The sequence below is a fragment of the Roseomonas chloroacetimidivorans genome (assembly GCF_049629625.1).
Classification (GTDB): Bacteria; Pseudomonadota; Alphaproteobacteria; order Acetobacterales; family Acetobacteraceae; genus Roseomonas; species Roseomonas chloroacetimidivorans.
In genome coordinates this window covers 1-24442 of sequence record NZ_JBNBZS010000074.1, presented here as the reverse complement: position 1 = coordinate 24442, position 24442 = coordinate 1, and the positions used below count along the sequence as shown (strand labels likewise).

General features: G+C 68.2%; 28 protein-coding genes and 1 tRNA gene. 24 read left to right on the top strand and 5 right to left on the bottom strand.

The features are described from left to right. Nucleotides 1–202: 202 nt before the first annotated feature. Nucleotides 203–454, bottom strand: coding sequence for a hypothetical protein (locus tag ACO1BU_RS29390; RefSeq protein ID WP_424139518.1), 252 nt, complete (start codon nt 452–454; stop codon nt 203–205). Between the two features lie 314 nt (nt 455–768). Further along, entirely contained in the window at nt 769–2280 is a 1512-nt protein-coding gene (locus ACO1BU_RS29385) for an aldehyde dehydrogenase family protein (RefSeq protein ID WP_424139517.1), read from the bottom strand. Nucleotides 2281–2462: 182 nt separating this feature from the next. On the opposite strand from ACO1BU_RS29385, the gene ACO1BU_RS29380 reads away from it, so the two are divergent. From ACO1BU_RS29380 to ACO1BU_RS29370, 3 genes are all read left to right on the top strand, one after another. Continuing rightward, the gene (locus ACO1BU_RS29380) at nt 2463–3890 is read left to right on the top strand and encodes a malonyl-CoA decarboxylase (RefSeq protein WP_424139516.1); all 1428 of its coding nucleotides are present in this window, start codon (nt 2463–2465) and stop codon (nt 3888–3890) included. A 2-nt stretch (nt 3891–3892) separates the two neighbouring features. Beyond that, nucleotides 3893–5101 carry a CaiB/BaiF CoA transferase family protein gene (locus ACO1BU_RS29375; RefSeq protein ID WP_424139521.1) on the top strand — a complete coding sequence of 403 codons (1209 nt, stop codon included), beginning with the start codon at nt 3893–3895 and terminating at the stop codon, nt 5099–5101. Nucleotides 5102–5234: 133 nt separating this feature from the next. After that, nucleotides 5235–6365, top strand: coding sequence for an alpha/beta hydrolase (locus ACO1BU_RS29370; RefSeq protein WP_424139515.1), 1131 nt, complete (start codon nt 5235–5237; stop codon nt 6363–6365). A 50-nt stretch (nt 6366–6415) separates the two neighbouring features. Here the strand turns inward: ACO1BU_RS29370 and hemB are convergent, their stop codons facing one another. Beyond that, nucleotides 6416–7414: a porphobilinogen synthase gene (hemB, locus tag ACO1BU_RS29365; RefSeq protein ID WP_424139520.1), complete on the bottom strand. Its 999-nt coding sequence runs from the start codon at nt 7412–7414 to the stop codon at nt 6416–6418. Nucleotides 7415–7484: 70 nt separating this feature from the next. Between hemB and ACO1BU_RS29360 the strand changes: the two genes are divergently transcribed. From ACO1BU_RS29360 to thiL, 10 genes are all read left to right on the top strand, one after another. Beyond that, nucleotides 7485–8363: a dienelactone hydrolase family protein gene (locus ACO1BU_RS29360; RefSeq protein ID WP_424139514.1), complete on the top strand. Its 879-nt coding sequence runs from the start codon at nt 7485–7487 to the stop codon at nt 8361–8363. Between the two features lie 44 nt (nt 8364–8407). Beyond that, nucleotides 8408–8866, top strand: coding sequence for a ribose 5-phosphate isomerase B (gene rpiB / locus ACO1BU_RS29355; protein ID WP_424139513.1), 459 nt, complete (start codon nt 8408–8410; stop codon nt 8864–8866). Further along, nucleotides 8863–10167: a serine hydroxymethyltransferase gene (gene glyA, locus ACO1BU_RS29350; protein ID WP_424139512.1), complete on the top strand. Its 1305-nt coding sequence runs from the start codon at nt 8863–8865 to the stop codon at nt 10165–10167. Before rpiB ends, glyA begins: the two co-directional genes overlap by 4 nt. A 16-nt stretch (nt 10168–10183) precedes the next feature. Then, the gene (nrdR, locus tag ACO1BU_RS29345) at nt 10184–10636 is read left to right on the top strand and encodes a transcriptional regulator NrdR (protein WP_424139511.1); all 453 of its coding nucleotides are present in this window, start codon (nt 10184–10186) and stop codon (nt 10634–10636) included. A 40-nt stretch (nt 10637–10676) separates the two neighbouring features. Then, nucleotides 10677–11810 carry a bifunctional diaminohydroxyphosphoribosylaminopyrimidine deaminase/5-amino-6-(5-phosphoribosylamino)uracil reductase RibD gene (gene ribD / locus ACO1BU_RS29340; protein WP_424139510.1) on the top strand — a complete coding sequence of 378 codons (1134 nt, stop codon included), beginning with the start codon at nt 10677–10679 and terminating at the stop codon, nt 11808–11810. Between the two features lie 82 nt (nt 11811–11892). Then, nucleotides 11893–12495, top strand: a complete 603-nt coding sequence (locus ACO1BU_RS29335; protein ID WP_424139509.1) for a riboflavin synthase — start codon at nt 11893–11895, stop codon at nt 12493–12495. Further along, on the top strand, nt 12492–13610 hold the full coding sequence (ribB, locus tag ACO1BU_RS29330; protein WP_424139508.1) for a 3,4-dihydroxy-2-butanone-4-phosphate synthase: 1119 nt from the start codon (nt 12492–12494) through the stop codon (nt 13608–13610). The genes ACO1BU_RS29335 and ribB overlap by 4 nt, the downstream gene beginning before the upstream one ends. Further along, on the top strand, nt 13607–14092 hold the full coding sequence (gene ribH / locus ACO1BU_RS29325) for a 6,7-dimethyl-8-ribityllumazine synthase (RefSeq protein WP_424139507.1): 486 nt from the start codon (nt 13607–13609) through the stop codon (nt 14090–14092). Before ribB ends, ribH begins: the two co-directional genes overlap by 4 nt. After that, entirely contained in the window at nt 14089–14595 is a 507-nt protein-coding gene (gene nusB / locus ACO1BU_RS29320; RefSeq protein ID WP_424139506.1) for a transcription antitermination factor NusB, read from the top strand. Before ribH ends, nusB begins: the two co-directional genes overlap by 4 nt. A 4-nt stretch (nt 14596–14599) precedes the next feature. Further along, nucleotides 14600–15568, top strand: coding sequence for a thiamine-phosphate kinase (gene thiL, locus ACO1BU_RS29315; RefSeq protein ID WP_424139505.1), 969 nt, complete (start codon nt 14600–14602; stop codon nt 15566–15568). A gap of 102 nt (nt 15569–15670) precedes the next feature. On the opposite strand, the gene ACO1BU_RS29310 is transcribed toward thiL, so the two are convergent. Together ACO1BU_RS29310 and ACO1BU_RS29305 are read right to left on the bottom strand one after the other, a co-directional pair. Continuing rightward, the gene (locus ACO1BU_RS29310) at nt 15671–16882 is read right to left on the bottom strand and encodes an MFS transporter (protein WP_424139504.1); all 1212 of its coding nucleotides are present in this window, start codon (nt 16880–16882) and stop codon (nt 15671–15673) included. A 158-nt stretch (nt 16883–17040) separates the two neighbouring features. Continuing rightward, complete coding sequence (locus ACO1BU_RS29305; RefSeq protein ID WP_424139503.1) at nt 17041–17622, bottom strand: outer membrane protein assembly factor BamE; 582 nt, start codon at nt 17620–17622, stop codon at nt 17041–17043. A gap of 97 nt (nt 17623–17719) precedes the next feature. Here ACO1BU_RS29305 and ACO1BU_RS29300 point away from each other — a divergent pair, with 97 nt between their 5' ends. From ACO1BU_RS29300 to ACO1BU_RS29250, 11 genes are all read left to right on the top strand, one after another. Continuing rightward, a complete protein-coding gene (locus ACO1BU_RS29300; protein WP_424139502.1) occupies nt 17720–18256 on the top strand; it encodes a ubiquinol-cytochrome C chaperone family protein in 537 nt (178 codons plus the stop codon). Continuing rightward, entirely contained in the window at nt 18253–18747 is a 495-nt protein-coding gene (locus tag ACO1BU_RS29295) for a YceD family protein (RefSeq protein WP_424139501.1), read from the top strand. The genes ACO1BU_RS29300 and ACO1BU_RS29295 overlap by 4 nt, the downstream gene beginning before the upstream one ends. A 116-nt stretch (nt 18748–18863) precedes the next feature. Further along, on the top strand, nt 18864–19067 hold the full coding sequence (rpmF, locus tag ACO1BU_RS29290; RefSeq protein ID WP_424139500.1) for a 50S ribosomal protein L32: 204 nt from the start codon (nt 18864–18866) through the stop codon (nt 19065–19067). Between the two features lie 116 nt (nt 19068–19183). Beyond that, complete coding sequence (gene plsX / locus ACO1BU_RS29285) at nt 19184–20185, top strand: phosphate acyltransferase PlsX (protein WP_424139499.1); 1002 nt, start codon at nt 19184–19186, stop codon at nt 20183–20185. Beyond that, nucleotides 20185–21132: a beta-ketoacyl-ACP synthase III gene (locus ACO1BU_RS29280; protein WP_424139498.1), complete on the top strand. Its 948-nt coding sequence runs from the start codon at nt 20185–20187 to the stop codon at nt 21130–21132. The genes plsX and ACO1BU_RS29280 overlap by 1 nt, the downstream gene beginning before the upstream one ends. Nucleotides 21133–21293: 161 nt before the next feature. Further along, entirely contained in the window at nt 21294–21602 is a 309-nt protein-coding gene (locus ACO1BU_RS29275) for an integration host factor subunit alpha (RefSeq protein WP_424139497.1), read from the top strand. Between the two features lie 11 nt (nt 21603–21613). After that, complete coding sequence (locus ACO1BU_RS29270) at nt 21614–22087, top strand: MerR family transcriptional regulator (protein WP_424139496.1); 474 nt, start codon at nt 21614–21616, stop codon at nt 22085–22087. A gap of 92 nt (nt 22088–22179) precedes the next feature. After that, nucleotides 22180–22256: transfer RNA gene (locus ACO1BU_RS29265), tRNA-Pro, on the top strand. A gap of 111 nt (nt 22257–22367) precedes the next feature. Then, nucleotides 22368–23159, top strand: a complete 792-nt coding sequence (locus ACO1BU_RS29260) for an ABC transporter ATP-binding protein (RefSeq protein WP_424139495.1) — start codon at nt 22368–22370, stop codon at nt 23157–23159. Beyond that, nucleotides 23152–23892 carry an ABC transporter ATP-binding protein gene (locus ACO1BU_RS29255; protein ID WP_481133249.1) on the top strand — a complete coding sequence of 247 codons (741 nt, stop codon included), beginning with the start codon at nt 23152–23154 and terminating at the stop codon, nt 23890–23892. The genes ACO1BU_RS29260 and ACO1BU_RS29255 overlap by 8 nt, the downstream gene beginning before the upstream one ends. 83 nt (nt 23893–23975) lie before the next feature. Then, a partial coding sequence (locus ACO1BU_RS29250; protein WP_424139494.1) for an ABC transporter substrate-binding protein occupies nt 23976–24442 on the top strand: 467 nt, incomplete at its 3' end.

Below are 24442 nucleotides of genomic sequence, written 5' to 3'. Positions count from 1 at the left end.
CTGAAGGGCGAGAACCAGTTGCCCAAGCTCATCCAGGGCGTCACATTCAAGAACGGCGTCGAGGTCACCAACACGCCAGCACAGAACGCCGCCTGATCACCGCGTCACCCAAATTCCCGCATAGCTCGTGGCCGTGCTGTTCCGGCTGACATGGGCATGACGCCGCGGGAAAACGCCGCCGAGACACAACCCCCGCCGAGAATCACCCGGCGGGAGTTTCCCGCCGGGGCGTGGGTCGCCGGTTGAGCCGCTGTACCCGCGCGTCGGCCCACCGCACGTTGCCCGGCCGGTAGCTGCCCATGGGGTCGATTCGGTCCAGCGTGGTGCCCTCGGGCCGCCTACCTACGTCCTGGAGGAAGACCCAGAAGTCGCGCCACTCCTCGTGGACCTCGACCCCGGCACCGCCGTAACGCGGCCAGTTGGGGTCCCGGGGGTTAAGACAACGCTGAAGCATTGCCGACCAGGAATTGTGTTCGCGCTTAAACGCCGCGATGAGCGACGGCACGGTGACCTCCTCGCGATGTAATGGGGCGGACCCTGCAAGAAATGCAAACTCTGCAAACCCTGCGAATACTCAGGCGTGCAAGATTCCTGCAAAGTTTCGGGAAAGGCCTGTGTCGCCAATGGCTTGGGCCGGAAGTCAAGAGGAACAAGGACTTACGCATGGTTGGCGTTTTGTCGGGGCAGGCTGTAAACTGTACCCGCTGCACGTAAGCCCTTGTTCTTTCTGACGGTCTTCTACTTGAGGACGACTTGACCTTGCATGGCCTACGCCATGTTGATCATTATCGTTTTCTTGTGGGTGAAGTGTTCCAGCATCGCCTCCAGCGAGGCCTCCTTGCCCAGGCCGGACGACTTCACCCCGCCATAGGAAAGATTCGCCTGCACGACCAGGTTCTGGTTGATCTGTACCAGCCCGGCTTCCAGCTTGTGGGCCAGGTTCAAGCCGACCTTCAGGTTGTTGGTCCAGAGGCTCGCCGCCAACCCGTACTCGCTGTCATTGGCCTCCTCCAGCACCGCCTCGGGGTCGTCGAAGGGGAAGATCACGGTCACCGGGCCGAAGATCTCCTCGCGCACCAGCCGGCTCTCCTTGCTCAGGCCGGTGAAGATCACGGGCTGGATGAACAGCCCCTTCTTCAGCGCGGGATCACTCGGCATGGCGGAGCAGGCGCGGCCGGTGGCCCCGGCTGTGGCCTGGCCTTCCTTGATGAAGGCCTGCACCTTCTCGAACTGGCCCTCGGAGATGATCGTGCCGATATCGGTCTTCTCGTCCAGAGGATCGCCCATCACCATCTGGTCGACCCTTTCGGCCATGGCATCGACGAACTTCTGGTAGATCGGTCGCTCGACATAGATGCGGCTGGCGGCGGTGCAGCTCTGCCCCTGGCGGGTGAAGCGCATGGAGGTGAGGGCGCCGGCCAGGGTCTTTTCGAAGTCGCAATCCGCGAAGACGATCATGGGCGACTTGCCGCCCAGCTCCAGCGTCACGGGGATCAGCTTCTCGGCTGCGGTCCTGTAGACGATCTTTCCGGTCTCCACCGAGCCGGTGAAGGTCACCTTCCTCACCAAGGGATGCGCGACCAGCGGCGCTCCGCATTCCGGGCCGAAGCCGGAAACCATGTTGAACACACCCGCCGGCAGGACGCGGTTCATCAGTTCGCAGATGCGAAGAACCGCCAGCGGCGCTTCCTCCGCGCTCTTTACCACCACGGAATTTCCGGCCACCAGCGCGGGGGCAACCTTCAGCGCCATCAGCAGCATCGGCACATTCCAAGGGATGATGGCGCCCACCACCCCCAGCGGCTCGCGCACCGTCATCGAAAGGACATCCGGCGCGAAGGGCACGGTTTCGCCCTTCAGCTCTCCGCCCAGCCCTCCGAAGAATTCCAGGATGTCGGCCACCGTATTGGCCTCGACACGGCTCTCGGTGCGGAGCGCCTTGCCAGTCTCCAGCGCAATGAGGCGGCCCAGCTCCTCCACATGGGCGCGCATCAGGGCAGCACATTGCGCAACCAGCGCGCCGCGCTTGCGGGCCGGGGTCCTGGCCCAATCCTTCTGCGCGCGCGCGGCGTCCTGCACCGCGGCCTCGACATCGGCGGCGTCACCCTCGGCGGCGCGGGCCACCTCCTGGCCGGTCGCCGGATTCACCACGGCGAAGGTCTTGCCGGAGCGGGCGGGCACGTAGCGGCCGCCGATGAAGTGCTGCCCGGACAAAGCCTTGGCCAGCAGGAAGGGGTCGGTTGTGGGCGCCTCGGGCGTCGGATGGGGGCGGTCGAGCATCGGGGTCTCCTCCAGCATTTGGCCCAAAGGTCGAAAGGGGCGCCGAGGGTGCCTCCGCCAGCCCAATGCCGCAAGCGCAGCGCGGTTGGTTCCGATCCTGGCGGAAGCGTGCCTTGCCCGGACGGGGCTGTGCGGCCAATCTGAGAGCCCTGACGCGTGCCGCGCCGAACCGGAGGAGATGCATGTCCGAGGCCGCAACGACCATCGACCGGGATGCAGCCGACCAGGATGCCCGGGCCGAGGCCGCTCCGACCGCTGCCCGGTCCTGGATCGAGCGTCTCTGGTCCTCCATCGCGGACCGCGGCCGCCTTTTTGCCGCGGTGCCGAACGACTCTGTCCCGCCGCTGGAGCGCGCGAAGAGCCTTGCCCAGGCGCTGCTGACGGAGCGTGGCGAAGCCTCCGGCGCTGCGGTCGCGCGGGAGGTGATGAGCGCGCTGCGTGACCTGGCGCCGGCCGACCGCGCTGCCTTTCATCTGTTCATGGCAACGAGCTTCGGGCCCAACCCCGACGCCCTGCGAGAGGCCGCGGAAGCCTATCTGGCTGATCCGAGCCCCAAGAACGCCACGCGCCTCGCCCGCAGCGCCGAGCCGCCGAGGCAGGAATTGCTGCGGCGCATGAACATGTCCCCGGGCGGAACCGCGGCGCTGGTCGAACTGCGCCGGCAGTTGCTGGATGAGGTGCGGGACGAGCCGGCGCTGAAGCCGCTCGAATCCGACCTGCACCACCTGTTCATCTCCTGGTTCAATCGCGGCTTCCTGCAGCTCCGCCGGATTGATTGGCAGACCCCGGCGGCGGTGCTGGAGAAGATCATCCGCTATGAGGCCGTGCACGAAATCGCCGGCTGGCACGATTTGCGCCGGCGCCTGGCAGCCGACCGGCGTTGCTACGGCTTCTTCCACCCTGCACTGCCGGACGAGCCGCTGATCTTCGTCGAGGTGGCGCTGGTCGAGGGCCTCGCCACCTCGATTCAGCCGCTGCTGGATGCGGAAGGCGAAGCAGGGGCGGAGGAGCGCGCCGCTCGGGCCGACACGGCCATCTTCTACTCCATTTCCAACTGCCAGGACGGGCTGCGGGGCATTTCCTTCGGCAACTTCCTGATCAAGCAGGTGGTGGAGGATCTGAAGACGGAGTTGCCGCAACTCGTCCGGTTCTCCACCCTTTCGCCCATCCCCGGCTTCCGCGCCTGGCTGGATAAGCGGATCGCGGAGGGCGGGGTCTATGGCGAACTGGCCCTGCCACTGTCCGAACCCGACTGGTGGAAGGATCCGGCGCGGGCAGAGGCGCTGCGCGCGCCGCTGATGAGGCTCTGTGCCGAATACCTGACCAATCCCGGCGGGCGGATCGATCCGGTGGCGCGCTTCCATCTCGGGAATGGCGCACGGCTGGAGCGTATCAACTGGCTGGGCAACACCGCACCCCGCGGCATGCAGGAATCCTACGGACTGATGGTGAACTACCTCTACGAACGCGACGAGATCGAGCGGAATCACGAGGCCTTCGCGCGGGGCGGCACGGTGGTGCGTTCCGGCGCGGTGGATGCGCTGCTGGCGCCGCCCAAGCCGGCGCCCGTGCGCAAGGAGAAGTCCCGCAGCGTGGCGAAGGCGTCGTGAGCATGTCCTCCGGTTTCGCGCCCGGTGCGCTCAACGGGCTGAAGGTGCTGGACCTGACGCGCGTCCTCGCCGGGCCCACCTGCACGCAGATGCTCGGCGACCTCGGCGCCGAGGTGATCAAGATCGAGCGGCCCGGCAGCGGCGACGACACGCGCGGCTTCGCACCACCCTATGTGCCGCGCACGCAGGAGAGCGCCTATTTCGTCGGCGTGAACCGCAACAAGAAGTCGGTCACGCTCGACATCTCGAAGCCTGAGGGGCAGGCGATCATCCACAAGCTGCTCGCCGGATGCGACATCCTCGTCGAGAACTTCAAAGTGGGCGCGCTGGCCAAGTATGGGCTGGGCTGGGAGGAGCTGAAGGACAAGTATCCGCGCCTGATCTACTGCTCCATCACCGGCTTTGGGCAGACCGGTCCCTATGCGCCGCGGCCTGGCTATGACGCGCTGATCCAGGCGATGGGCGGCGTCATGTCGCTGACCGGCGAGATCGAGGGCGAGCCGCAGAAGGTCGGCGTGCCCGTGGCTGATGTCTTCTCAGGCCTGTATGGCTGCATCGGCATCCTGGCCGCTGTGAACCACCGCCACGCGACGGGGCAGGGCCAGCGCATCGATATCGGCATGCTCGATGCGAGTGTGGCCTGGCTGGCCAACCAGGCCTCGAACTTCATCGCGACGGGCGAGAACCCGAAGCGCCTGGGGAACCAGCACCCAAACATCGTGCCCTATCAGGTCTTCCCGACGAAGGACGGCTATATCGTCCTTTCCGTCGGCAATGATCCGACCTTCGAGCGCTTTTGCAAGCTGACGGGGCAGGAAGCGCTGCTGCAGGACCCGCGCTGTGCAACCAATGCGAAGCGCGTGGAGAACCGGCAGTTCGTGACGGACACGCTCACCCCTGTGATGCGTTCGCGCACCACCAAGGAATGGGTTTCGGCACTGGAAGCGGCAAAGATCGGTTGCGGGCCGATCAACACGCTGAAGGACGTCTTCGCCGATCCGCAGGTGCAGGCGCGTGGGGTGGTGGTGGAGATGGAGCATGCGAGCGGCGAGACCGTGCAGGTCGTCGCCAATCCTGTTCGCCTCTCCGAAACGCCGCCAAGCTATCGCAGCGCGGCACCCACACTCGGCCAGCACACGGATGAGGTGCTGGCGCGGCTGGGGCTCGGTGCCGAGGAAATCGCGAAGCTCCGGGCCGAAGGCACGACCTGATGACACGTCAGGCGTAATGCCTGACGAAATGGGCGTGATGCAGATCTTCAGGCGTGATGCCGGAGGGGCAACCGGCCCTGGAACGTGACGTTCCAGGGACCGATGCCCAACGGCATACCTGGAGATTCTGCTCATGACGACCCTTTCGCGTCGCGGCGCGCTGATGCTGCCTCTCGGTCTCGCCGCCTTCGCCTCGGGCTGTGCGCAGCCCTCGCAGCAAGCGCTGATGCCCGCCGATCCCACCGGCCGTGCCGATCCCGAGCAGCGAGCCTTGCTGGAGAGCCTCATCCGGCAGGGTACCAGGCCAGTTGAGTCGCTGACCGTCGCCCAGGCGCGCGCCCAGCCTTCCTATGCCGACGCGGTCAAGCTGCGGGCGCAGGAACTCGCCAACATGAATCCGCAGCGGGTCATCGGCAGCTATATCGACATGCCGCTCAACACGCTGCCGAACCAGCTGCAGGCACGCCTGTACCGGCCGATCGTGACCACGCCGGGGCCGCTGCCGCTCATCGTTTACTTCCATGGCGGTGGCTGGGTAATTGGCGGCATCGATACCTATGACGCCTCCGCCCGCGCGCTATGCGTGGAGGCCGGGGCGCTCGTTCTCTCCGTGCATTACCGGCAGGGACCGGAAAGCCGCTTTCCGGCTGCGCATGACGACGCGAATGTCGCCTGGGTCTGGGCGGTTACGAATGCCGCCTCGATCAACGCGGATCCGAACCGCATCGCCATCGCGGGGGAGAGTGCCGGCGGCAATCTGGCGATCAATGCCGCCATCTATGCGCGCGACACCGGCAACCGCCTGCCGCGCGCGATGGCGCTGATCTACCCGGTGGCGGGAACCGACCTGAACACGCCATCCTACACGCAGTTTTCCAACGCCGTGCCGCTCAGCAAGGCGTCGATCCAGTGGTTCGTCCAGAACTACACCCGCGGTGTGGCGGATCTACAGGACCCGCGGCTGGACGTGGTCGGGAAGGCGAATCTTGCCGGCCTGCCGCCCGCTATCATTGTGAACGCGGAGATCGATCCGCTGCAATCCGATGGCGAGCGCCTGGCGGCGAAGCTGACCGCCGCCGGCGTGCCGGTGCAGCATCAGCTTTATACCGGGGTGACGCATGAGTTCTTCGGCGCCGATGCGGTTTTGACCAAGGCCAAGCAGGCCCAGTCCTTCGTCGGCGAGCAACTCCGCGCTGCCTTTGCCGCGCCGGTGCAGGCCGCTCCGGGGCCTCGTGGCCGTCGCATGCGCCGGCCTGCCATGTAAGACGCAAAGCGCGCCGGCCCAGGCCGGCGCCGCCTGCGCTGCGCGCCGGGTCAGCCGGCGCGCAGGCGCTTCGCGGCTTCCACCGCGAAATAGGTCAGCACGCCATCCGCGCCGGCGCGGCGGAAGGCCATCAGGCTTTCCAGCATCGCCTTCTCGCGGTCGATCCAGCCATTCTGCGCGGCCCCCGCGATCATCGCGTATTCGCCGCTGACCTGATAGGCGAAGGTCGGCACGCCGAACTCGTCCTTCACCCGCCGGATGATGTCGAGATAGGGCATGCCGGGCTTCACCATCACCATATCCGCGCCCTCAGCCAGGTCGCCTGCCACCTCGCGCAGTGCCTCGTCCGAATTCGCGGGATTCATCTGGTAGGTCTTCTTGTCGCCCTTCAGCGCGCCGCTCGACCCCAGTGCGTCGCGGAACGGCCCGTAGAAGGCGGAGGCGTATTTCGCCGAATAGGACATGATCCGCGTGTGGATCATGTGGCGTGCGTCCAGCGCGGCGCGGATGGCGCCGACACGGCCATCCATCATGTCCGACGGTGCGATGATGCCGATGCCGGCCTCCGCCTGCACCAGCGCCTGGGCAACCAGAACCTCCAGCGATTCGTCGTTGTGCACGTAGCCGTCGCGGATCACGCCGTCATGGCCGTGGTCGGTATAGGGATCGAGCGCCACATCGCCCACCAGCACCACGCCGGGAAAGTCGCGCGTCAGCATCCGCGCGGCGCGGCACATGAGGTTCTCCGGGTTCTTCGCCTCGGTGCCCTCGGCATCCTTCTTCTCCGGAGGGGTCACGGGGAAGAGGGCGATGGCGGGGATGCCCAGTTCCACGGCCGGGCCGACATGGTCTGCCAGCAGGTCCAGAGAGACCCGGTCCACGCCCGGCATGGCGGAGACGGGCTGCCGGAGGTTCTGGCCCTCGGTGATGAAGATCGGCCAGATCAGGTCATCGACGGCGAGGCGGTTCTCCGCCACCAGGCGGCGGGTGGCGTCGTCCAGGCGGTTGCGGCGGGGGCGGCCCGCGGGGAAGGGGGCGTGGTGGTGCATGGCGTCTTGTCGCGCCATCGGGCCGGGGCGCCAAGCCGAAACCGGGGCGGGGGAGGGACGCTGGAAGGGCATGAAATGGCTTCTCCCGCTCCTCGCCCTGGCAGCCGTGCCTGCCGGGGCGGCGGAGCCCATCAGCTTACCTGGGCCGGGCGGGGTGGCGCTGCGCGCCCTGTTGGTCCGTCCGGCCGGCGACGCGCCGGGCATCCCTGTGGTCGCCCTGCATGGCTGCGGCGGGCTGGGCGGGCCGGGCGCACCGCTCTCACTCCCGGCGCGGGAGGCGGATTGGGCGGCACGGCTCACGGCGCTGGGCCATCCCGTCCTTTTTCCCGACAGCTTTGGCAGCCGGGGCGTCACCCAGGTCTGCTCGGGCGGGGAGCATGGCATCTTCCCTGAGACCACTCGCCGGGATGATGCCCATGCCGCGGCCACCTGGGCCTCCGCCCAGCCCTGGGCCGCGCCCGGCGGGGCCTTCCTGATGGGATGGTCGAATGGGGGCAGCACCGCGCTGGCGGCCATCGGCGCGCCGGTTCCGTCGGGGCTGCTGCGCGGGGCAATCGCCCTCTATCCTGGCTGCGCTCGGCCGGGGCGGGAGCCTCCGCCCTGGCATCCGGTTGGGCCGGTTCTGATGCTGCTGGGCGGCGCCGACGACTGGACGCCGCCAGCCCCCTGCCGCCTGGCTGCCAGGCGCGCCCGTGCTGCCGGGGCCGGGCCGGTGGAGGTGGTGGAGTATCCTGGCGCCCCACATGGATTCGACCAGCCGGATATCCCGCAGCGGAACCTCTCCGGCCTGGATCTGACTGCGCGCGGTGATGGGGTGGCCCGGATGGGCACGGAGCCGGCGGCTCGGGCCGATGTGCTGCGCCGCATCCCCGCCTTCCTGGCCACAAATGGCGCGCCGCCAGCCAACGGACCCACGGTGCCGCATGGCGGACCCGCCCGAAGGGATTAGCGCCGCCGTTCCAACAAGACGGCTACCCATGGTAGAGGGCCGCAATGACTGCCCCCCTTACCATCGCCGTTGGCGCCGATCATGCCGGTGTCACCCTCAAGAACACCCTCCGCCAGGCGCTGGAGGAGGCTGGCCACTCCGTGCTCGACATGGGCACGCAAGGTGCGGAAAGCGTGGACTACCCCGATTTCGGGGTGGCCGTCGCGGAGGCCGTGAATGCCGGCCGCGCCCGCTTTGGTGTGCTGGTCTGTGGCACGGGAATCGGCATCTCCATCGCGGCCAACCGCACCCCCGGCATCCGCTGCGCCCTGGTGCATGACGTGACCGGTGCCCGGCTTTCGCGCGAGCACAACGATGCCAATGTCATTGCCTTCGGGGCCCGTATGATCGGCGTGGAGCCCGCGCTGGACGCCCTGCGCATCTTCCTTGCAACTCCCTATGCCGGCGGCCGCCATGACCGCCGTGTCCTGAAGCTCTCTCCGGACTGGACCCGCACGCCGTGAACGACCAGACGCCCGCCGCCAGCACCGACCGCTTCTTCAACGCTCCGCTCTCGGAGATCGATCCCGAGATCGCCGAGGTCGTCTCCCGCGAGTTGGTGCGCCAGCAGGACGGCATTGAGCTGATCGCCTCGGAGAACATTGTCTCCCGCGCGGTGCTGGAGGCCCAGGGCTCGGTCCTGACCAACAAGTATGCCGAGGGCCTGCCGGGCAAGCGCTACTATGGCGGTTGCGAGGTGGTGGACGTCGCCGAGACCCTGGCGATCGAGCGGGCCAAGAAGCTGTTCGGCTGCGGCTACGCCAATGTCCAGCCGCATTCCGGCGCCCAGGCGAATGCGGCGGTCTTCTTCGCCCTGCTGCAGCCGGGCGACACCTTCATGGGCCTGGACCTCGCCGCGGGCGGGCATCTCTCCCATGGCTCGCCGGTGAACCTGTCGGGCAAATGGTTCAAGGTCGCCCCCTACACCGTGCGGCGCGAGGACCAGCGGATCGACATGGACGAGGTCGCGCGGATCGCCCGCGAGTCCCGCCCGAAGCTCATCATCGCCGGCGGCTCCGCCTATGCCCGCGAATGGGACTTCCCCCGCTTCCGCGAGATCGCGGACGAGGTGGGCGCGATCTTCATGGTGGACATGGCCCATTTCGCCGGGCTGGTCGCGGGCGGCGTGCATTCCTCGCCCTTTCCCCATGCCCATGTGGTCACCACCACCACCCACAAGACCCTTCGCGGCCCGCGCGGCGGCATGATCCTCACCAATGACGAGGCGATCGCGAAGAAGCTGAACTCGGCCGTCTTCCCGGGCACCCAGGGCGGGCCGTTGATGCATGTCATCGCCGGCAAGGCCGTGGCGCTGGGCGAGGCGCTGCGCCCGGACTTCCGCGTCTATGCCCGCGACGTGGCCGACAACGCCAAGGCCCTGGCGGCGGAGCTGCTGGAGCAGGGCTTCGGCCTGGTGACCGGCGGCACGGACAACCACCTCGTCCTGGTCGACCTGCGTCCGAAGAACCTGACTGGCAAGGCCGCCGAGGCCGCGCTGGGCCGGGCCCATCTGACCGTGAACAAGAACGCCATTCCCTTCGATCCGGAGAAGCCCTTCGTCACCTCCGGCGTCCGGCTGGGATCCCCCGCCGCCACCTCCCGTGGCTTTGGGCAGGCGGAGTTCCGCGAGATCGGCCGCCTGATTGGGCAGGTTCTGGACGGGCTGTCCCGCTCCAACTCCCCCGAGGGGAATGCGGCGGCAGAAAAGGCGGCGGGCGAGGCGGTTCACGCCCTTTGCGCCCGCTTCCCGATCTACCGCAGCTGAAGGCCATAATCGCCGGATGCGCTGCCCCTTCTGCCAGTCTGAGGACACGCAGGTGAAGGACAGCCGTCCGGCGGAGGACGGCTCGGCCATCCGGCGGCGCCGTTCCTGCAATGCCTGCGGCGCCCGTTTCACGACCTTCGAGCGGGTGCAGCTGCGCGAGCTGACAGTGATCAAGACCGATGGCCGCCGGGTGGCCTTCGACCGCGAGAAGCTGGCCCGTTCCATCCGCGTCGCCCTGCGTAAGCGCCCGGTGAACGAGGAGCAGGTGGAGCGGATCGTCTCCGGCATCCAGCGTCGCCTGGAATCGGAGGGAACGGAGGAGCTGACCTCCAAGGCCATCGGCCAGCGCGTGATGGAGGTGCTGAAGGAGCTGGACCCTGTTGCCTATGTCCGCTTTGCCAGCGTCTATCAGAACTTCCGCGACGCGGAGGACTTTCACGCCTTCCTCGGCTCGCTGAACGACAGCTGAACCCTGGACAACTCGGGGCTGGGCGCGCAAACGGCGGCCCGTGTCGGATGAAGAACACATGCGCGCGGCCCTGGCGCTGGCTGCGCGGGGCCTGGGCAACACCTGGCCCAACCCCTCGGTCGGCTGCGTCATCGTGCGGGACGGGCGCGTGGTCGGCCGCGGCCATACCCGTCCGGGCGGTCGCCCCCATGCCGAAACCGAGGCGCTGCGCGCCGCTACCGGCCATACCAGGGGCGCCACGGCCTATGTCACGCTGGAGCCCTGCTGCCATTGGGGCCGCACGCCCCCCTGCACGGATGCGCTGATCGCCGCCGGCGTAGCCCGCGTGGTTGTCGCGCTGCGCGACCCGGATCCCCGCGTCGATGGCGTGGGCTTCCAGCGCCTGCGGGATGCCGGGATCACGGTCGAGCAAGGACTGCTGGAGGAAGAGGCCCGCCGGGTGAATGCAGGCTTCATCAAGCGCTTCGAGCGGGGCCTGCCCATGGTCACGCTGAAGCTGGCCACCACGCTGGATGGGCGCATCGCCAGCCGCACCGGGGAGAGCCAGTGGATCACCGGCCCGGAGGCGCGCCGCCTGGCCCATGCGCTCCGCGGTTCGCATGATGCGGTGATGGCCGGCAGCGGCACGCTGCTTGCCGACGATCCGGAGCTGACCTGCCGGTTGCCGGGCTATGCCCCCTTGCCCACGGTGCGCGTGATCGCCGATGCCCGGCTCCGCACCCCCTTGGGTGCCCGGCTGTTCAGCGCCGCGGCCCCGGCCTGGATCGTGACCCGCCCCGGGCATGACCCGGCTGCGCTGGCTGCGCTGGAGCAGCGCGGCGCCGAGTTCCTGGAGGTGCCAGCTGCCCCGCAGGGCGGGCTGGAGCCCGAGGCGCTGCTGCGTGCCCTCGCGGCCCGGGGCATCACCCGGCTGATGGTCGAGGGCGGTGCGGTGCTCGGTGCCTCCCTCCTGCGTGCTGGGCTGGTGGATCGCCTGGCCTGGTTCACTGCTCCTTCGCTGATGGGTGGTGATGGACTTGCCGGCCTCGGCAGCCTGGGCGTGGACCATCTGGCGCAAATGCCGCGGCTGCGGATCACCGGCCGCCGCCCGGCCGGAAATTGCTGGCTGATCGAGGCAGATCTGCTGCCGTCCCCGGGGGTCACTCAGCCACCAACGTCGGCTCAGACGGGCTGACCTGCGCTGTCTCCCCCTTGTCACAGGGCGTCGCGCGCGCCATCCCCTGCACCGCAACAAGCTGTCTGATGGAAACCGCCCCGTGTTCACCGGTATCGTTACCGCGATTGGCACGATCCGCCGCCTGACCCCGATCGGGGCCGGGCAGGACATGCGCGTGGCCATCGCCACCCCGCCGGGCTGGCTGGACAATGTGGCGATTGGAGCTTCCATCTGTTGCTCCGGCTGCTGCCTGACCGTGGTCTCCCTGGAGGAGAACCTGTTCGAGGTGGATGTCTCCGCCGAGAGCCTGTCCCGCACCACCCTCGGCAGCTGGCGGGAGGGGACGCCGATCAATCTCGAGCGTTCTCTCCGCATGGGTGACGAGATGGGCGGCCATGTCGTTTCCGGCCATGTGGACGGGGTGGCGGAGGTGCTGTCCATCACACCGGAGAACGGTTCTCACCGCTGGTCCTTCCGGCTGCCGCCTGGCCTTGCCCGCTTCGTGGCGGAAAAGGGCAGCATCACCATCGACGGCGTATCCCTGACCGTGAACGCGGTGGATGGAGATACCTTCAGCGTCAACCTGATTCCCCATACCACCGAGGTGACGGCGCTGGGCGCGCTGATCCCGGGCGCGCGGGTCAACATCGAGATCGACATGCTGGCGCGCTACGTCGCCCGGCTTCGGGAGTTCAACGCGTGAGCACCCAGACCCGCACCACCTCCTTCGCCGACTTCATCAGCCCGACCGAAGAATTGCTGGAGGAGGCCCGCCGGGGCCGGATGTTCATCCTGGTGGATGACGAGGACCGGGAGAACGAGGGCGACCTGGTCATCCCCGCCCAGTTCGCGACGCCCGATGCCATCAACTTCATGGCCCGCCATGCCCGCGGCCTGATCTGCCTGGCCATGACCCGCCAGCGGGTGGAGCAGCTCGGGCTGCCCCTGATGGCGCAGAGCAATGGCACTCGGCACCAGACTGCTTTCACCGTTTCGATCGAGGCGCGGGATGGGGTGACCACCGGCATTTCCGCCGCCGACCGGGCGCGGACGGTGGCCGTCGCGATCAACCCGGAGATGGGGCGCGAGCACATCGTGACCCCCGGCCATGTCTTCCCGCTGGTGGCGCGGGAAGGCGGTACCCTGGTCCGCGCCGGTCATACCGAGGCGGCGGTGGACTTCGCCCGCCTGGCCGGGCTGAACCCCGCTGGCGTGATCTGCGAGATCATGAACGAGGACGGCTCCATGGCCCGGATGCCGGACCTGGTCTCCTTCGCCCAGCACCACGGCCTGAAGCTCGGCACCATTGCCGATCTGATCGCCCATCGCCGCCGAACCGAGCGCTTGGTGCGCCGGGTGGAGGAGGGCATCCAGGAGGATGCGCCCGGCGGTTCCTGGCGAGTTGTGATCTACGCCAACACCCTGGAATACGGGGAGCATGTGGCGATGGTGAAGGGTGACATCTCCCGCCCCGGGCCGGTTCCCGTGCGCATGCACGCGGTGAACCTGCTTTCCGACATCACCGGTCGCCACGGCCCGAAAGATCTTCACCAGGCAATGGAGGAGATCGCCCGCGAGGGCAGGGGTGTTGTGGTACTGATCCGCGACGTGAAGGCTACCGCCCTGTCCGAGCGGGTGCGGGCGGGCCGTGAAAAGGCGGCGCCGGAGCTGCGTGACTACGGCATCGGTGCCCAGATCCTGGCCGATCTCGGCATACGCGAGATGATCCTTCTCTCGAATCATCCGCGACCGATCGTCGGTCTGGAGGGTTATGGACTGACGATCACTGACATCCGCCCCATCGGAGACGCCTCTTGAGTACTGCCGACGCCCCTCTTCGTGCGGCCCCGGAACTGGCGGGCCCGCCCCCGCGCGTGCTGGTGATCCAGGCACCCTATTATGCGGATGTGGTGGGCGGCATGGTCGAAGGTGCCCTCGCCGTTCTCGCCGGGATCGGCGCCGAGGCGGAGGTGGTGGATGTCGCCGGCGCCTTCGAGCTGCCGGCCGCGCTGCGCATGGCCATCCGCACCGGTCGTTATGAGGGGTTCCTCATCTTCGGCTGCGTGGTGAAGGGCGAAACCGACCATTACGACCATATCTGCCGGGAAGCCTGCCGCGGCGTGATGGACATTTCGGTCGAGACGGCTGCCCCGATCGGCTTCGGGCTGCTGACGGTCCACACCATCGAGCAGGCCATCGCCCGCTCCTCGCCCGACCGGCACAACAAGGGGGTGGAGGCTGCCAATGCCATGATCGGCCAGATTGCCCTGGCCCGGAAACTCGCGGAGGTGCCGGCGTGAGCCAGGCCCCGAAGAAGTCCCGGCCAAATCCCGGTCGTCCCCGCACCGGGGCGCGCGTCGCCGCCGTCCAGGCCCTGTTCCAGTCCGAGGCTAGCGGCGAGAACGCGGAGACGGTGATCGACCAGTTCGTGCGCCACCGCATCGGCACGCTGAACAGCGATGCCGGCTTCGAGGATGGCCGCGTGCCCCAGGCCGATGTGCCGCTGTTCAGCAAGATCGTCCGCGGGGCGGCCAAGAACGCGGAAACGATCGATGCGGCCATTTCGGGCCATCTCTCCAGCAATTGGACGCTGGACCGCCTGGACCCGGTGCTGCGTGCGCTGCTGCGCGCCGCCGCCGCCGAGTTCTGGGGCGCGGCCGACACCCCAGCACGGGTGGTGATCAACGAATACATGGACATCGCCCACGGCTTCTTCGACGGCGAGGAGCCACGCTTCGCCAATGGCGTACTGGACGCGCTCGCCCGGCAGATGCGCGGGGACGAGTTCCAGCCGCGCGGCTGATCCGATGAGCCTGCCCCCGGAATTCGCCCTCATTGCCCGCCATTTCCGCGGGCTGGCGGGGGAGGGGGCGCTGGACCTCTCGGACGACGCCGCGCTGCTCGCACCCCCTGCGGGGCGGGAGCTGGTGCTGGCGGCGGATGCCATGGTCGAGGGTGTCCACTACTTGCAGGACGACCCGCCGGACACGATCGGCCGCAAGCTGCTGCGGGTGAACCTGTCAGACTTGGCCGCCATGGGGGCGGAGCCGCTGGCGTATCTGATGACTACGGCCTTGCCGCGGGGGATGGCCCCGGGCTGGTTGGAGGGCTTCTCCGCAGGGCTGGCGGAGGACCAGCGGCAGTTCGGTATCTACGTCCTGGGCGGCGACACGGTGAGCATCCCCGGTCCGGCCTGTCTCTCCCTCACTATCATCGGCACGGTGCCGCCCGGGACGGCGCTGCGCCGCGCCGGGGCGCGGCCTGGCGACGATCTCTGGGTGTCCGGGACGATCGGCGACGGCGCGCTTGGGCTTGCCGTCCTGCAAGGGCGCGTTCCTGCCGATCCGGAAGGGCACCTGGCCCGCCGCTATCGCCTGCCCGAACCGCGCCTCGCCCTGGGGTGGGCGCTGCGTGGCATCGCGCGGGCGGCCATGGATGTGTCGGACGGGCTTGTGCAGGACCTCGGCCATCTCTGTCGTGCGGGTGGCCTCGGCGCCGTGCTGGAACTGGCCGCCCTGCCGCTTTCCGGCTCCGCTGCCGCGCTGGTGGCGGCGGAGCCCTCCTGGCTGCCACGCTTGGCGACGGGGGGCGATGATTACGAGTTGCTCTTTGCCGCCGATCCCGCCGACGCATCTCGGGTAGAGGCCGCCGCCCGCGCGACGGGCACGGCGGCCACACGCATCGGGCAGTTCAGGGAAGGCGCCCCGGAGGTCACTGTGCTGGCACCGGACGGGCAGGCGATGGACCTGGCGCGGGGGGGATGGAGCCACTTTTGATGCCGGCGGCCATCGCGGGCCCGCCCCCGGCATCACGGCGCGCCGGAAGGTCCGGCTGCTCCCAGGCCCGCGGCGGGCCTATCCGTTCCTCAGCGATCCGGCTCAGGCCGCGCGCCGTACCCGGAGCGAGCCCGTCACCCAAAGGGTGACGACTGCGATCAGGAGCGGCGGTAGCGCCACCCAGCAGACCATCGACCACCCGTAGGCGTTCAGCAGGCCGCCTGAGGCGAAGGAGCCGAGGACCATCAGGCCGAAGACGAGGAAGTCGTTAAAGCTCTGAACCTTGTTCTTCTCCTCGGGGCGATGAGACTCGACCACCATCGCCGAGGCGCCGATGAACCCGAAGTTCCAGCCCAGGCCGAGGAGGATCAGGGTCAGCCAGAAGTGACCAACGCTGATTCCGGACAAGCCGGCCGCTGCGGCGAAAGCCGTCAGGATCAGGCCGGCGATGACCACCCGCGGCGCTCCGAAACGGGCGATGACCCGGCCGGTCACGAAAGAAGGGAGGTACATGGCGATCACGTGCCACTGGAGCCCAAGATTCGCATCGTCCTGAGACAGCCCGCAGAGCCTCATCGCCAGGGGGGCGGAGGTCATGATCAGGTTCATGATCAGATACGAGATCACGCCCGCCATGACGGCGGCGATGAACCGGGGGTGCAGGGCGATTTCGGCGAGAGGCCGGCCTGTGCTGCTGCCGGATTCCTTCGGCGCCGGAAGCCGGACCCCTGCCAGAACCAGTGCGCAAATGGCGGCAAGGCCGGCCTGGGCAAGGTAAGTGGCCGCGAAAAGATAGGGCGGCCAGAGGTCCATGGTGTGGGTCACCAGCTGGGGGCCGATCACCCCAGCTGCAATCCCGCCGGCCATGACGGCTGAGATAGCCCTGGCGCGCCGGTCCGGCGGCACGCACTCGGCCGCCGCGAACCGGAAGCTAAGGACGACGGCGGCATAGGCCCCGCCGAAGAAGGTGGCGGCGCAGAAGAGCCAGAACGACCCGAGGAGGACAGCAACGCAGGCGATCAGGCCGACGAGGACACCGCAGAGGGTTCCCAGGAGGAAGCTCGCCCTGCGGCCGAATCTCTGCGCCACGGCGCCGGCTGGCAGGGTGCAGGCCGCCATGCCGCACACGAATATGGAAACTGGCAATGTCGCCAGCGCCTTGTCCGGGGCCAGCGTGTTGCCGACCACCCCTGCCGTTGCATAGACGATGGTCGCGTTGGCACCCGCCATGGCCTGGGCGAGGACGAGCCGGGCGAGGTTCCCCCGCTCATGGGCCAGGGCTTTGGAAGGGCTGTTGAGCGCAATCTCGGACATGTCGCCTTATAGGCACCTTTCCGGAGCCAAGGCGAAGGCGCGGGGAGCAGGCGCCCGATTTCCGGAATAGGGGAGCGCCTACCCGAAATCCCAGCGCCACTTCTTACCCCGTGACGGCAACCAAGGATTGCCGCAACGGGCCCGCCAGCCGGCGAGCCTCAGCGCCCGGGCGAGGACGCGCCGGGCCCGGCCGGGCTCGTGGTGGACGGGCCGAATCGACCGATATTGCCGAACAGCGCCTGGAGGACGGATCGCTCATTGCCGGGAACCGGTGTGGTGCGCTCCACCATCGCCACGCTGCGCATCTCTTCCTGGCCGACCTGGCGGATACCCTGGACGATACCGCGGTCGTCGAAGCGGATCACGACCACGCGTTGGTCGTCCACGCCGGGCGTGCGGCCAGGGCGGACACGCGTGGTGGCGCTGATATAGAACCACTCGTTCTGGTCGAAGGTGGACGTGGCGGTGGGCGAGCCGAGCAGGGCCGAGACATCGGCGCGGCTCGCGACCCCGGGAGTCAGCTCGCGCAGCATCTCCGCATCCACGCGGTTGCCGCGGAGTTCTTCCGGGGCGCGGAACAGGGAGCAACCGCCGAGCGGCGCCGCCAGAAGCAGGGCCGAGGCCAGCAGGGCGGCGCGCCAGCGCCCGGGGCGGTTCCGGCTATGCTGGGCCCGGCCAAGATCGGGCCCGCCATGACGGCGCGGGACGGGCGGATTGACGGGGGCTGTGGGGCGGACCATGTCGCAGGTTCGATTGCCACCGCACCGCCGCCCGGTCAACAGAGCGGCAAGCCTTCGGCGCTCGCCGGAGCGCAGTGAAACGGAACCGCAATACGCCATGGCCCTTTTTGGCCTTCTTCGCCGCCGCACCCATGAACGGGCAGGCTTCGCCCTCTACACCGCCGCCGTCTCGGCCGCCCGCGAGCCGGCGCTGTTCGGGGATGATGCGGTGCCCGACACTCTGGAGGGGCGCTTCGACCTGATTGCGCTGCATGCTGCGCTGCTGGTCCGCCGCCTGCATCGGGATCCGGATCCACGCGGCCCGGCAATGGCCCAGGCGGTATTCGATGCCATGTTCGCCGACATGGACCTCAATCTGCGGGAGATGGGGGTGGGAGACATGTCCATCGCCAAGCGGGTCCGACGCATGTGGGAGGATTTCCATGGCCGGGCCCTTGCCTATGAGGGCGCGCTGGACGCTGGCGACCGTGTCGCGCTGGAGGCGGCCCTGGCCCGCAATATCTGGTCCGGCGAGCCGCCGGAGGGTGCCGTGAGCCGCTTTGCGGACCATGCCCTGGCGCTGGATGCCGCCCTGGCAGCCCAGCCCTTCGGGGAATTTGTCGCCGGCCGCGTGAATTTCAGGGTGCCAGCATGAAGCGCGAGTTCAGCCGTATCCTGCGGCCCGGCACGATCGGCGCGGAGGGGCGTTCCGAGCATCTGGAAGCGAAACCGGAGGAGCGCGCCGCGCTGGCCGCCCGCTTCGGCCTGATCGGGCTCGACTCCCTTTCGGCGGATCTTGAGCTGACGCCGGCGCCGGGCGGCGTTGTCCGGGCCCGGGGCATGCTCCGCGCTGAGGTGATCCAGGCCTGCGTGGTGACGCTGGAGCCGGTGCCGCAGGCAGTGCAGGAGCCGATCGACTGGCGTATTCTCCCGCCCGGGGAGGAGCCCTCCGACGAATTGGATGAGGGCCCGGATGAGATTGAGTCCGAGCCAGACGGCTCCGTGGATCTCGGCGAGGCCCTCGCCCAGGGGCTTTCCCTGTCGCTGGACCCCTATCCACGGGCGCCGGATGCGCGCCTGCCGGAGGAGGCGCAGGATCCGTTGGCGTCGCCTTTCGCTGCCCTGCGTCAGCTGCGGGACAACTAGGCGCCTCGCAAGGCCCCGTATCTCTTGCTCCGTAGGATGGCGGGTGGTAAGGCGCGCGCCTCCCGAGAATCCCGTCCGTTCGCGTGACGTGTTGCAAATAGAAAGGCCCGGCACCGATGGCCGTTCCGAAGAGAAAAGTTTCGCCCTCCCGCCGCGGCATGCGCCGTAGCCATGAGGCGCTGCCGCGTGAGGCGCACGCGGATTGCCCGAACTGCGGCGAGCTGCGCCGCCCGCACAACATCTGCGTCTCCTGCGGCTTCTATGATGGCCGTGAGGTCGTGGCGGCCGGCAAGCCTCTGAAGGGCGCCGTTCGCGCCTGATTCAGACCAGCCCGTCCGTCCGAGATAACTGAGGAGCGCCGGAATTGGCCGCATCCGGGGCCGCCGGGTCTGTATCTGCAGGACCGGCGGAGCGTTTCGCTCTCGCGGTTGATGCGATGGGGGGCGACCATGCCCCTGATATCGTGCTGGACGGGCTGGAGCAGGCAGCGGAGCGCCATCGTGGCGCTCGCTTCCTCTTGGTAGGGGACGAGGCACGGCTGAAGCCTGCCCTCGCCACCCGCCCCAAGGCTGCGGCGGCCTGCACCATCCGCCATGCGCCGGATTCCATCCCTGGCGACATGAAGCCCACGGCCGCGCTGCGCGTACGCCGGGCCTCCATGCGCCTGGCCATCGACGCGGTGGCGGCGGGTGAGGCCGATGGTGTCGTCTCGGCGGGAAATACCGGCGCGCTGATGGCCCTGGCCAAGATCGTGCTGCGGACCATGCCCGAGATCGACCGGCCCGCGCTGGCCGCGATCGGCCCCTCGGCAAGGGGCGACGTGGTGCTGCTCGATCTCGGCGCCAACATTACCTATGAGGCGCGGAACCTCGTCGAGTTCGCGGTGATGGGTGACGCTTTCGCCCGCGCCGTGCTGGGCCTGACCGCGCCGACCATCGGCCTGCTCAATGTTGGCTCCGAGGAGCTGAAGGGCGACGAGCGCATCCGCCAGGCGGCCGAGATCCTGCGCGATAGCCATGTGGGTGCCAATTTCCACGGATTCGTGGAGGGCCATGACATTACCGCGGGCACGGTGGATGTGGTGGTGACGGATGGCTTCACCGGCAATGTTGCCCTGAAGACCGGCGAGGGCGCGCTGAAGCTTGTCGGCAGCCTGCTGCGGCAGGTCTTTAATTCATCTGTGCCGGCGCGGCTGGGCTATCTGCTGGCCCGTCCGGCGCTGGACCGGCTGCGTGAATGGATGGATCCCCGGCGCTACAACGGCGCCGTGCTGATCGGGCTTAATGGCGTGGTGGTGAAGAGCCATGGCGGAACCGACGCCCTCGGCTTCGCCCATGCCGTGGATGTGGCGATGGACATGGTGACCCACGGCTTCAACGAGCGCATCCGCACGGGCGTTGCCCTGCTGGCCCGCAAGCAGCAGGCGGTGGCGGGCTGATGATCCGCTCCGTCATCGCCGGCACGGGCGGCTACCTGCCCGCGCGCAGCCTCACCAATGATCAGCTGGCTGCCGAGTACAATCTCGATACCTCGGACGCCTGGATCAGCGAGCGGACAGGCATTCGCCGCCGCCACATGGCGGCTCCCGGCGAATCGACCGCCGACATGGCTGCCGCCGCCTGCCGGGAGGCCCTGGCCCAGGCCGGCGCCGATGCCTCCGAGGTGGATGCGATCATCCTTGCCACCGCCACGCCTGACTCGGCCTTCCCCTCCACCGCCACGCGCGTGCAGGAGAAGCTCGGCATCCACCAAGGCTTCTCCTTCGACATCTCGGCGGCCTGCACCGGCTTCATCTACGCGATAGGCGTGGCCGACTCGATGATCCAGACCGGGGCCTGCCGCAGCGCCCTGGTTGTTGGTGCCGAGGCCTTCACCCGGATCCTGGACTGGACGGATCGCGGCACCTGCGTGCTGTTCGGTGATGGTGCTGGCGCCGTGCTCCTGCGCGCGGAGGAAACAGGCCGGGAAGGACGCGGCATCCTCTCCACCCATCTGCATTCGGATGGCCGGCATGGCGACATCTTGCAGGTAGAGGGTGGGCTCGTCCGGATGGCCGGGCGGGAGGTGTTCCGCCACGCCGTGTCCAAGCTTGCCTCGGCCGTGGATGAGGCGCTGGCCGCCAACAAGCTGGCCAAGTCCGACGTGCAATGGCTGGTGCCTCACCAGGCCAATTTGCGGATTATCGACGCCATGGGCCGCAAGCTCGGCCTGCCGCCGGAGCGGGTGGTCGTGACCGTGGACCGCCACGCCAACACATCCGCGGCCTCGATTCCGCTTGCCCTGGCGGAGGCGACGCGGGATGGCCGGGTGGGCCGGGGTGATCTGGTGCTGATGGAAGCCATTGGCGGCGGCCTCACCTGGGGTGCTGCGCTGGCGCGCTTCTAACCTGCGGCGCAAGGCTGCGCCGACTCACATCGACATTTCGGCAACACTGAGTGCTGCAGTCCACACTTCGCGCCCGAGTCGATTGACGCGGCCCCGCTGCGGCGGTCCAATCCCCCTATGGCGAAGAGGCTTCGTCCCGGGGCGACAGGGGGAATGGCCGCATGAACACCATCACCCGCGCGCAGCTGGCGGAGGCGATCTATATGCAGGTCGGTCTCTCGCGGAACGAGAGCGCGGCCCTGCTTGAGGACGTCCTGAACCGTATCTCCAAGACTCTGGAGAGCGGAGAGGCGGTGAAGCTTTCGGCCTTCGGCACCTTTTCAGTGCGTCAGAAGGCCCAGCGGATCGGGCGTAACCCCAAAACAGGCGTGGAGGTGCCCATCACCCCGCGCCGCGTCCTCTCCTTCCGCGCCAGCCAGGTGCTGAAGGCCCGGATCAACGGCGAGACGCCGCCCCGGTCCGAGGACTGAGCAGGAGCGCGATGAGCGGTATGAGCGTGCTGGGCGACATCACACCGAGTTCTCCTGCCGAGATGAGCGAGGGGGGCATGGGCGAAGGAACCCCGGAAGGGGGGACTCGCAGCCGCAAATCCCCCAATGCCTTCCGCACCATCAGTGAGGTGGCGGAGGATCTGCACATCCCGCAGCATGTGCTGCGCTTCTGGGAGACGAAGTTTCCCCAGTTGAAGCCGCTCAAGCGCGGTGGCGGCCGGCGCTATTACCGGCCGGAGGACATCAACCTCCTGCGCCGGATCGGCGATCTGCTCTACACCCAGGGCTACACGATCAAAGGCGTGCAGCGGCTGCTGCGTGAGGGCGGGCTGGAAGGCGTGGAAGCTGCGGGCGAGGGGGACGACCTGCCCGAGCTGCCGCCCGAGGGCTCTGAGCTGCGTGCCTGCCTGGAGGAACTGGAGGCTATCGCGGCCAGCCTGAAGGCGCTGGCCGAGAGGCACTGAGCAGGTTTCGCCGCAAGAAGTCGGATTGCCCGCATATCCGTTGCCTGAACGGGGTTGAGGGTCGGGCGGGTGGGTGCTAGACCCCGCCGCGTCGGAGCGTAGCGCAGCCTGGTAGCGCATCAGTCTGGGGGACTGGGGGTCGTGGGTTCGAATCCCGCCGCTCCGACCACTTCCTCCCCTCCTTCTTCTTTGTTCCGCAACCCGCTTGCATGGGCCCATTTGGCCCGGCATGGTTCCCGCCGAGCCGCGAAGACGGCGTTAAGGGAATGGGGCGGACTGGGTGCAGGATTACATCCTTGAGACATCAGGGCTGACCAAGGAGTTCCGCGGCTTCGTCGCGGTCTCGGACGTGAATCTGCGCATCCGGCGCGGCACGATCCACGGACTGATTGGTCCGAACGGGGCGGGCAAGACAACCTGCTTCAATCTGCTAACCAAGTTCATGCAGCCCTCCCGCGGTACCATCCGCTACGAGGGGCGCGACATCACCCGCATACGGCCGGCCGAGGTGGCGCGGCTCGGCCTGATTCGCTCCTTCCAGATCTCGGCCGTCTTCCCGCATTTAAGCGTGCTGGAGAATGTGCGCGTGGCGCTGCAGCGGGAGCGGGGCGGCAGCTTTGACTTCTGGCGCAGCGACGCGGTGCTGCGCCGCTATGACGACCGCGCGATGGAGTTGCTGGCCGATGTGGGGCTGACCGCCTATGCGGGCCTGCCCGCAGGCACGCTGCCCTATGGCCGCAAGCGCGCGCTGGAAATCGCGACCACGCTTGCGCTCGATCCCACGCTGATGCTGCTGGACGAGCCCACGGCCGGCATGACGCATGAGGATGTGGACCGGATCGTTGCCCTGGTGCGTCGCGTGGCCCAGGGCCGGACGGTGCTCATGGTCGAGCACAACCTGAAGGTGGTGGAAGGACTCTGCGATGCCATCACCGTCCTCACCCGCGGGCGCGTGCTGGCAGAAGGACCTTACGCCGAGGTTTCCCGCAACCCGGAGGTGATCGCGGCCTATCTGGGCAGCGATCCCGCTGTCTCCGGTGCCAGCCAGGACGGGATGACCGCGCATGCCTGACGCCCTGCCGCCGGCGATGCCCGAGACTGCTGTCGACACCATGCTGGCCATTCGCGACCTCCAGGCTTGGTATGGCGAGAGCCATGTCCTGCACGGCGTCTCGCTCGACATCCGCAAGGGGGAGGTGGTCACGCTTCTCGGCCGTAACGGAGCCGGCAAGACGACCACGCTGCGCGCCATCATGGGGCTCACCGGCCGGCGCAGCGGCTCCGTGATGTTTGAGGGGCGCGAGACGATCGGGATGAGCCCCGACCAGATCGGTCGTGCCGGCATTGGCTACTGCCCGGAGGAGCGCGGCATCTTCGCCAGCCTGAACGTCACCGAGAACCTGATGCTGCCGCCAAAGGTGCGGGAGGGCGGGCTGGACATTCCAACCATCCACGCGCTCTTCCCCAATCTGAAGGAACGGGCGAACAGCCAGGGAACCAAGCTTTCGGGCGGGGAGCAGCAGATGCTCGCCATCGCCCGCATCCTGCGGACTGGTGCGCCGCTGCTGCTGCTGGACGAACCGACGGAGGGGCTCGCGCCCGTGATCGTGCAGCAGATCGGCCGCATGATCCGCGAGATCAAGGCGCGCGGCTTCACCGTGCTGCTGGTCGAGCAGAACTTCCGCTTCGCGCAGACCGTTGCCGACCGCCACTACGTTATGGAGCACGGCCGGGTGGTGGACAGCGTCACCAATCAGGAGATGGCGAGCAGCCTCGACAGGCTGCACAGCTATCTCGGCGTATAGACGCGCGATTTCCTGCGGGCCTCCGGCCCGATGGCTTCGCGCGAGCCGAAGAACAACGAACTGGGAGAGACACAGGAATGACCATGGACCGTCGTACCCTGCTGGGTGGCGCTGCCGCCCTTCCGGCCCTGAGCGCATTGCCTTGGCGCAGCGCTCGGGCACAGGCGAACAACACGCTCAAGATCGGCGTGCTTACCGACATGTCGGGCACCTATCGCGATGGCAGCGGCCCGGGTTCCGTCGCCTGCGTGCGGCAGGCGGTGCAAGACAGCGGTGTCACCGGCCGAGGCATCAATGTCGAAGTGCTGCAGGGCGACCACCAGAACAAGCCGGATGTCGCCTCCACCGTCGCCCGTCAGTGGATCGACCGGGACGGCGTGGACGTGATCATCGACGTCGCCACCTCCTCCTGCGCGCTGGCCGTGAACAGCGTCGTGAAGGAGAAGAACGGCATTATGCTCAACTCCACGGGCGCCACGGCGGATCTGACGGGACCCGCCTGCAACCCGAACACCATCCACTGGACCTATGATACCTGGATGCTCGCCAA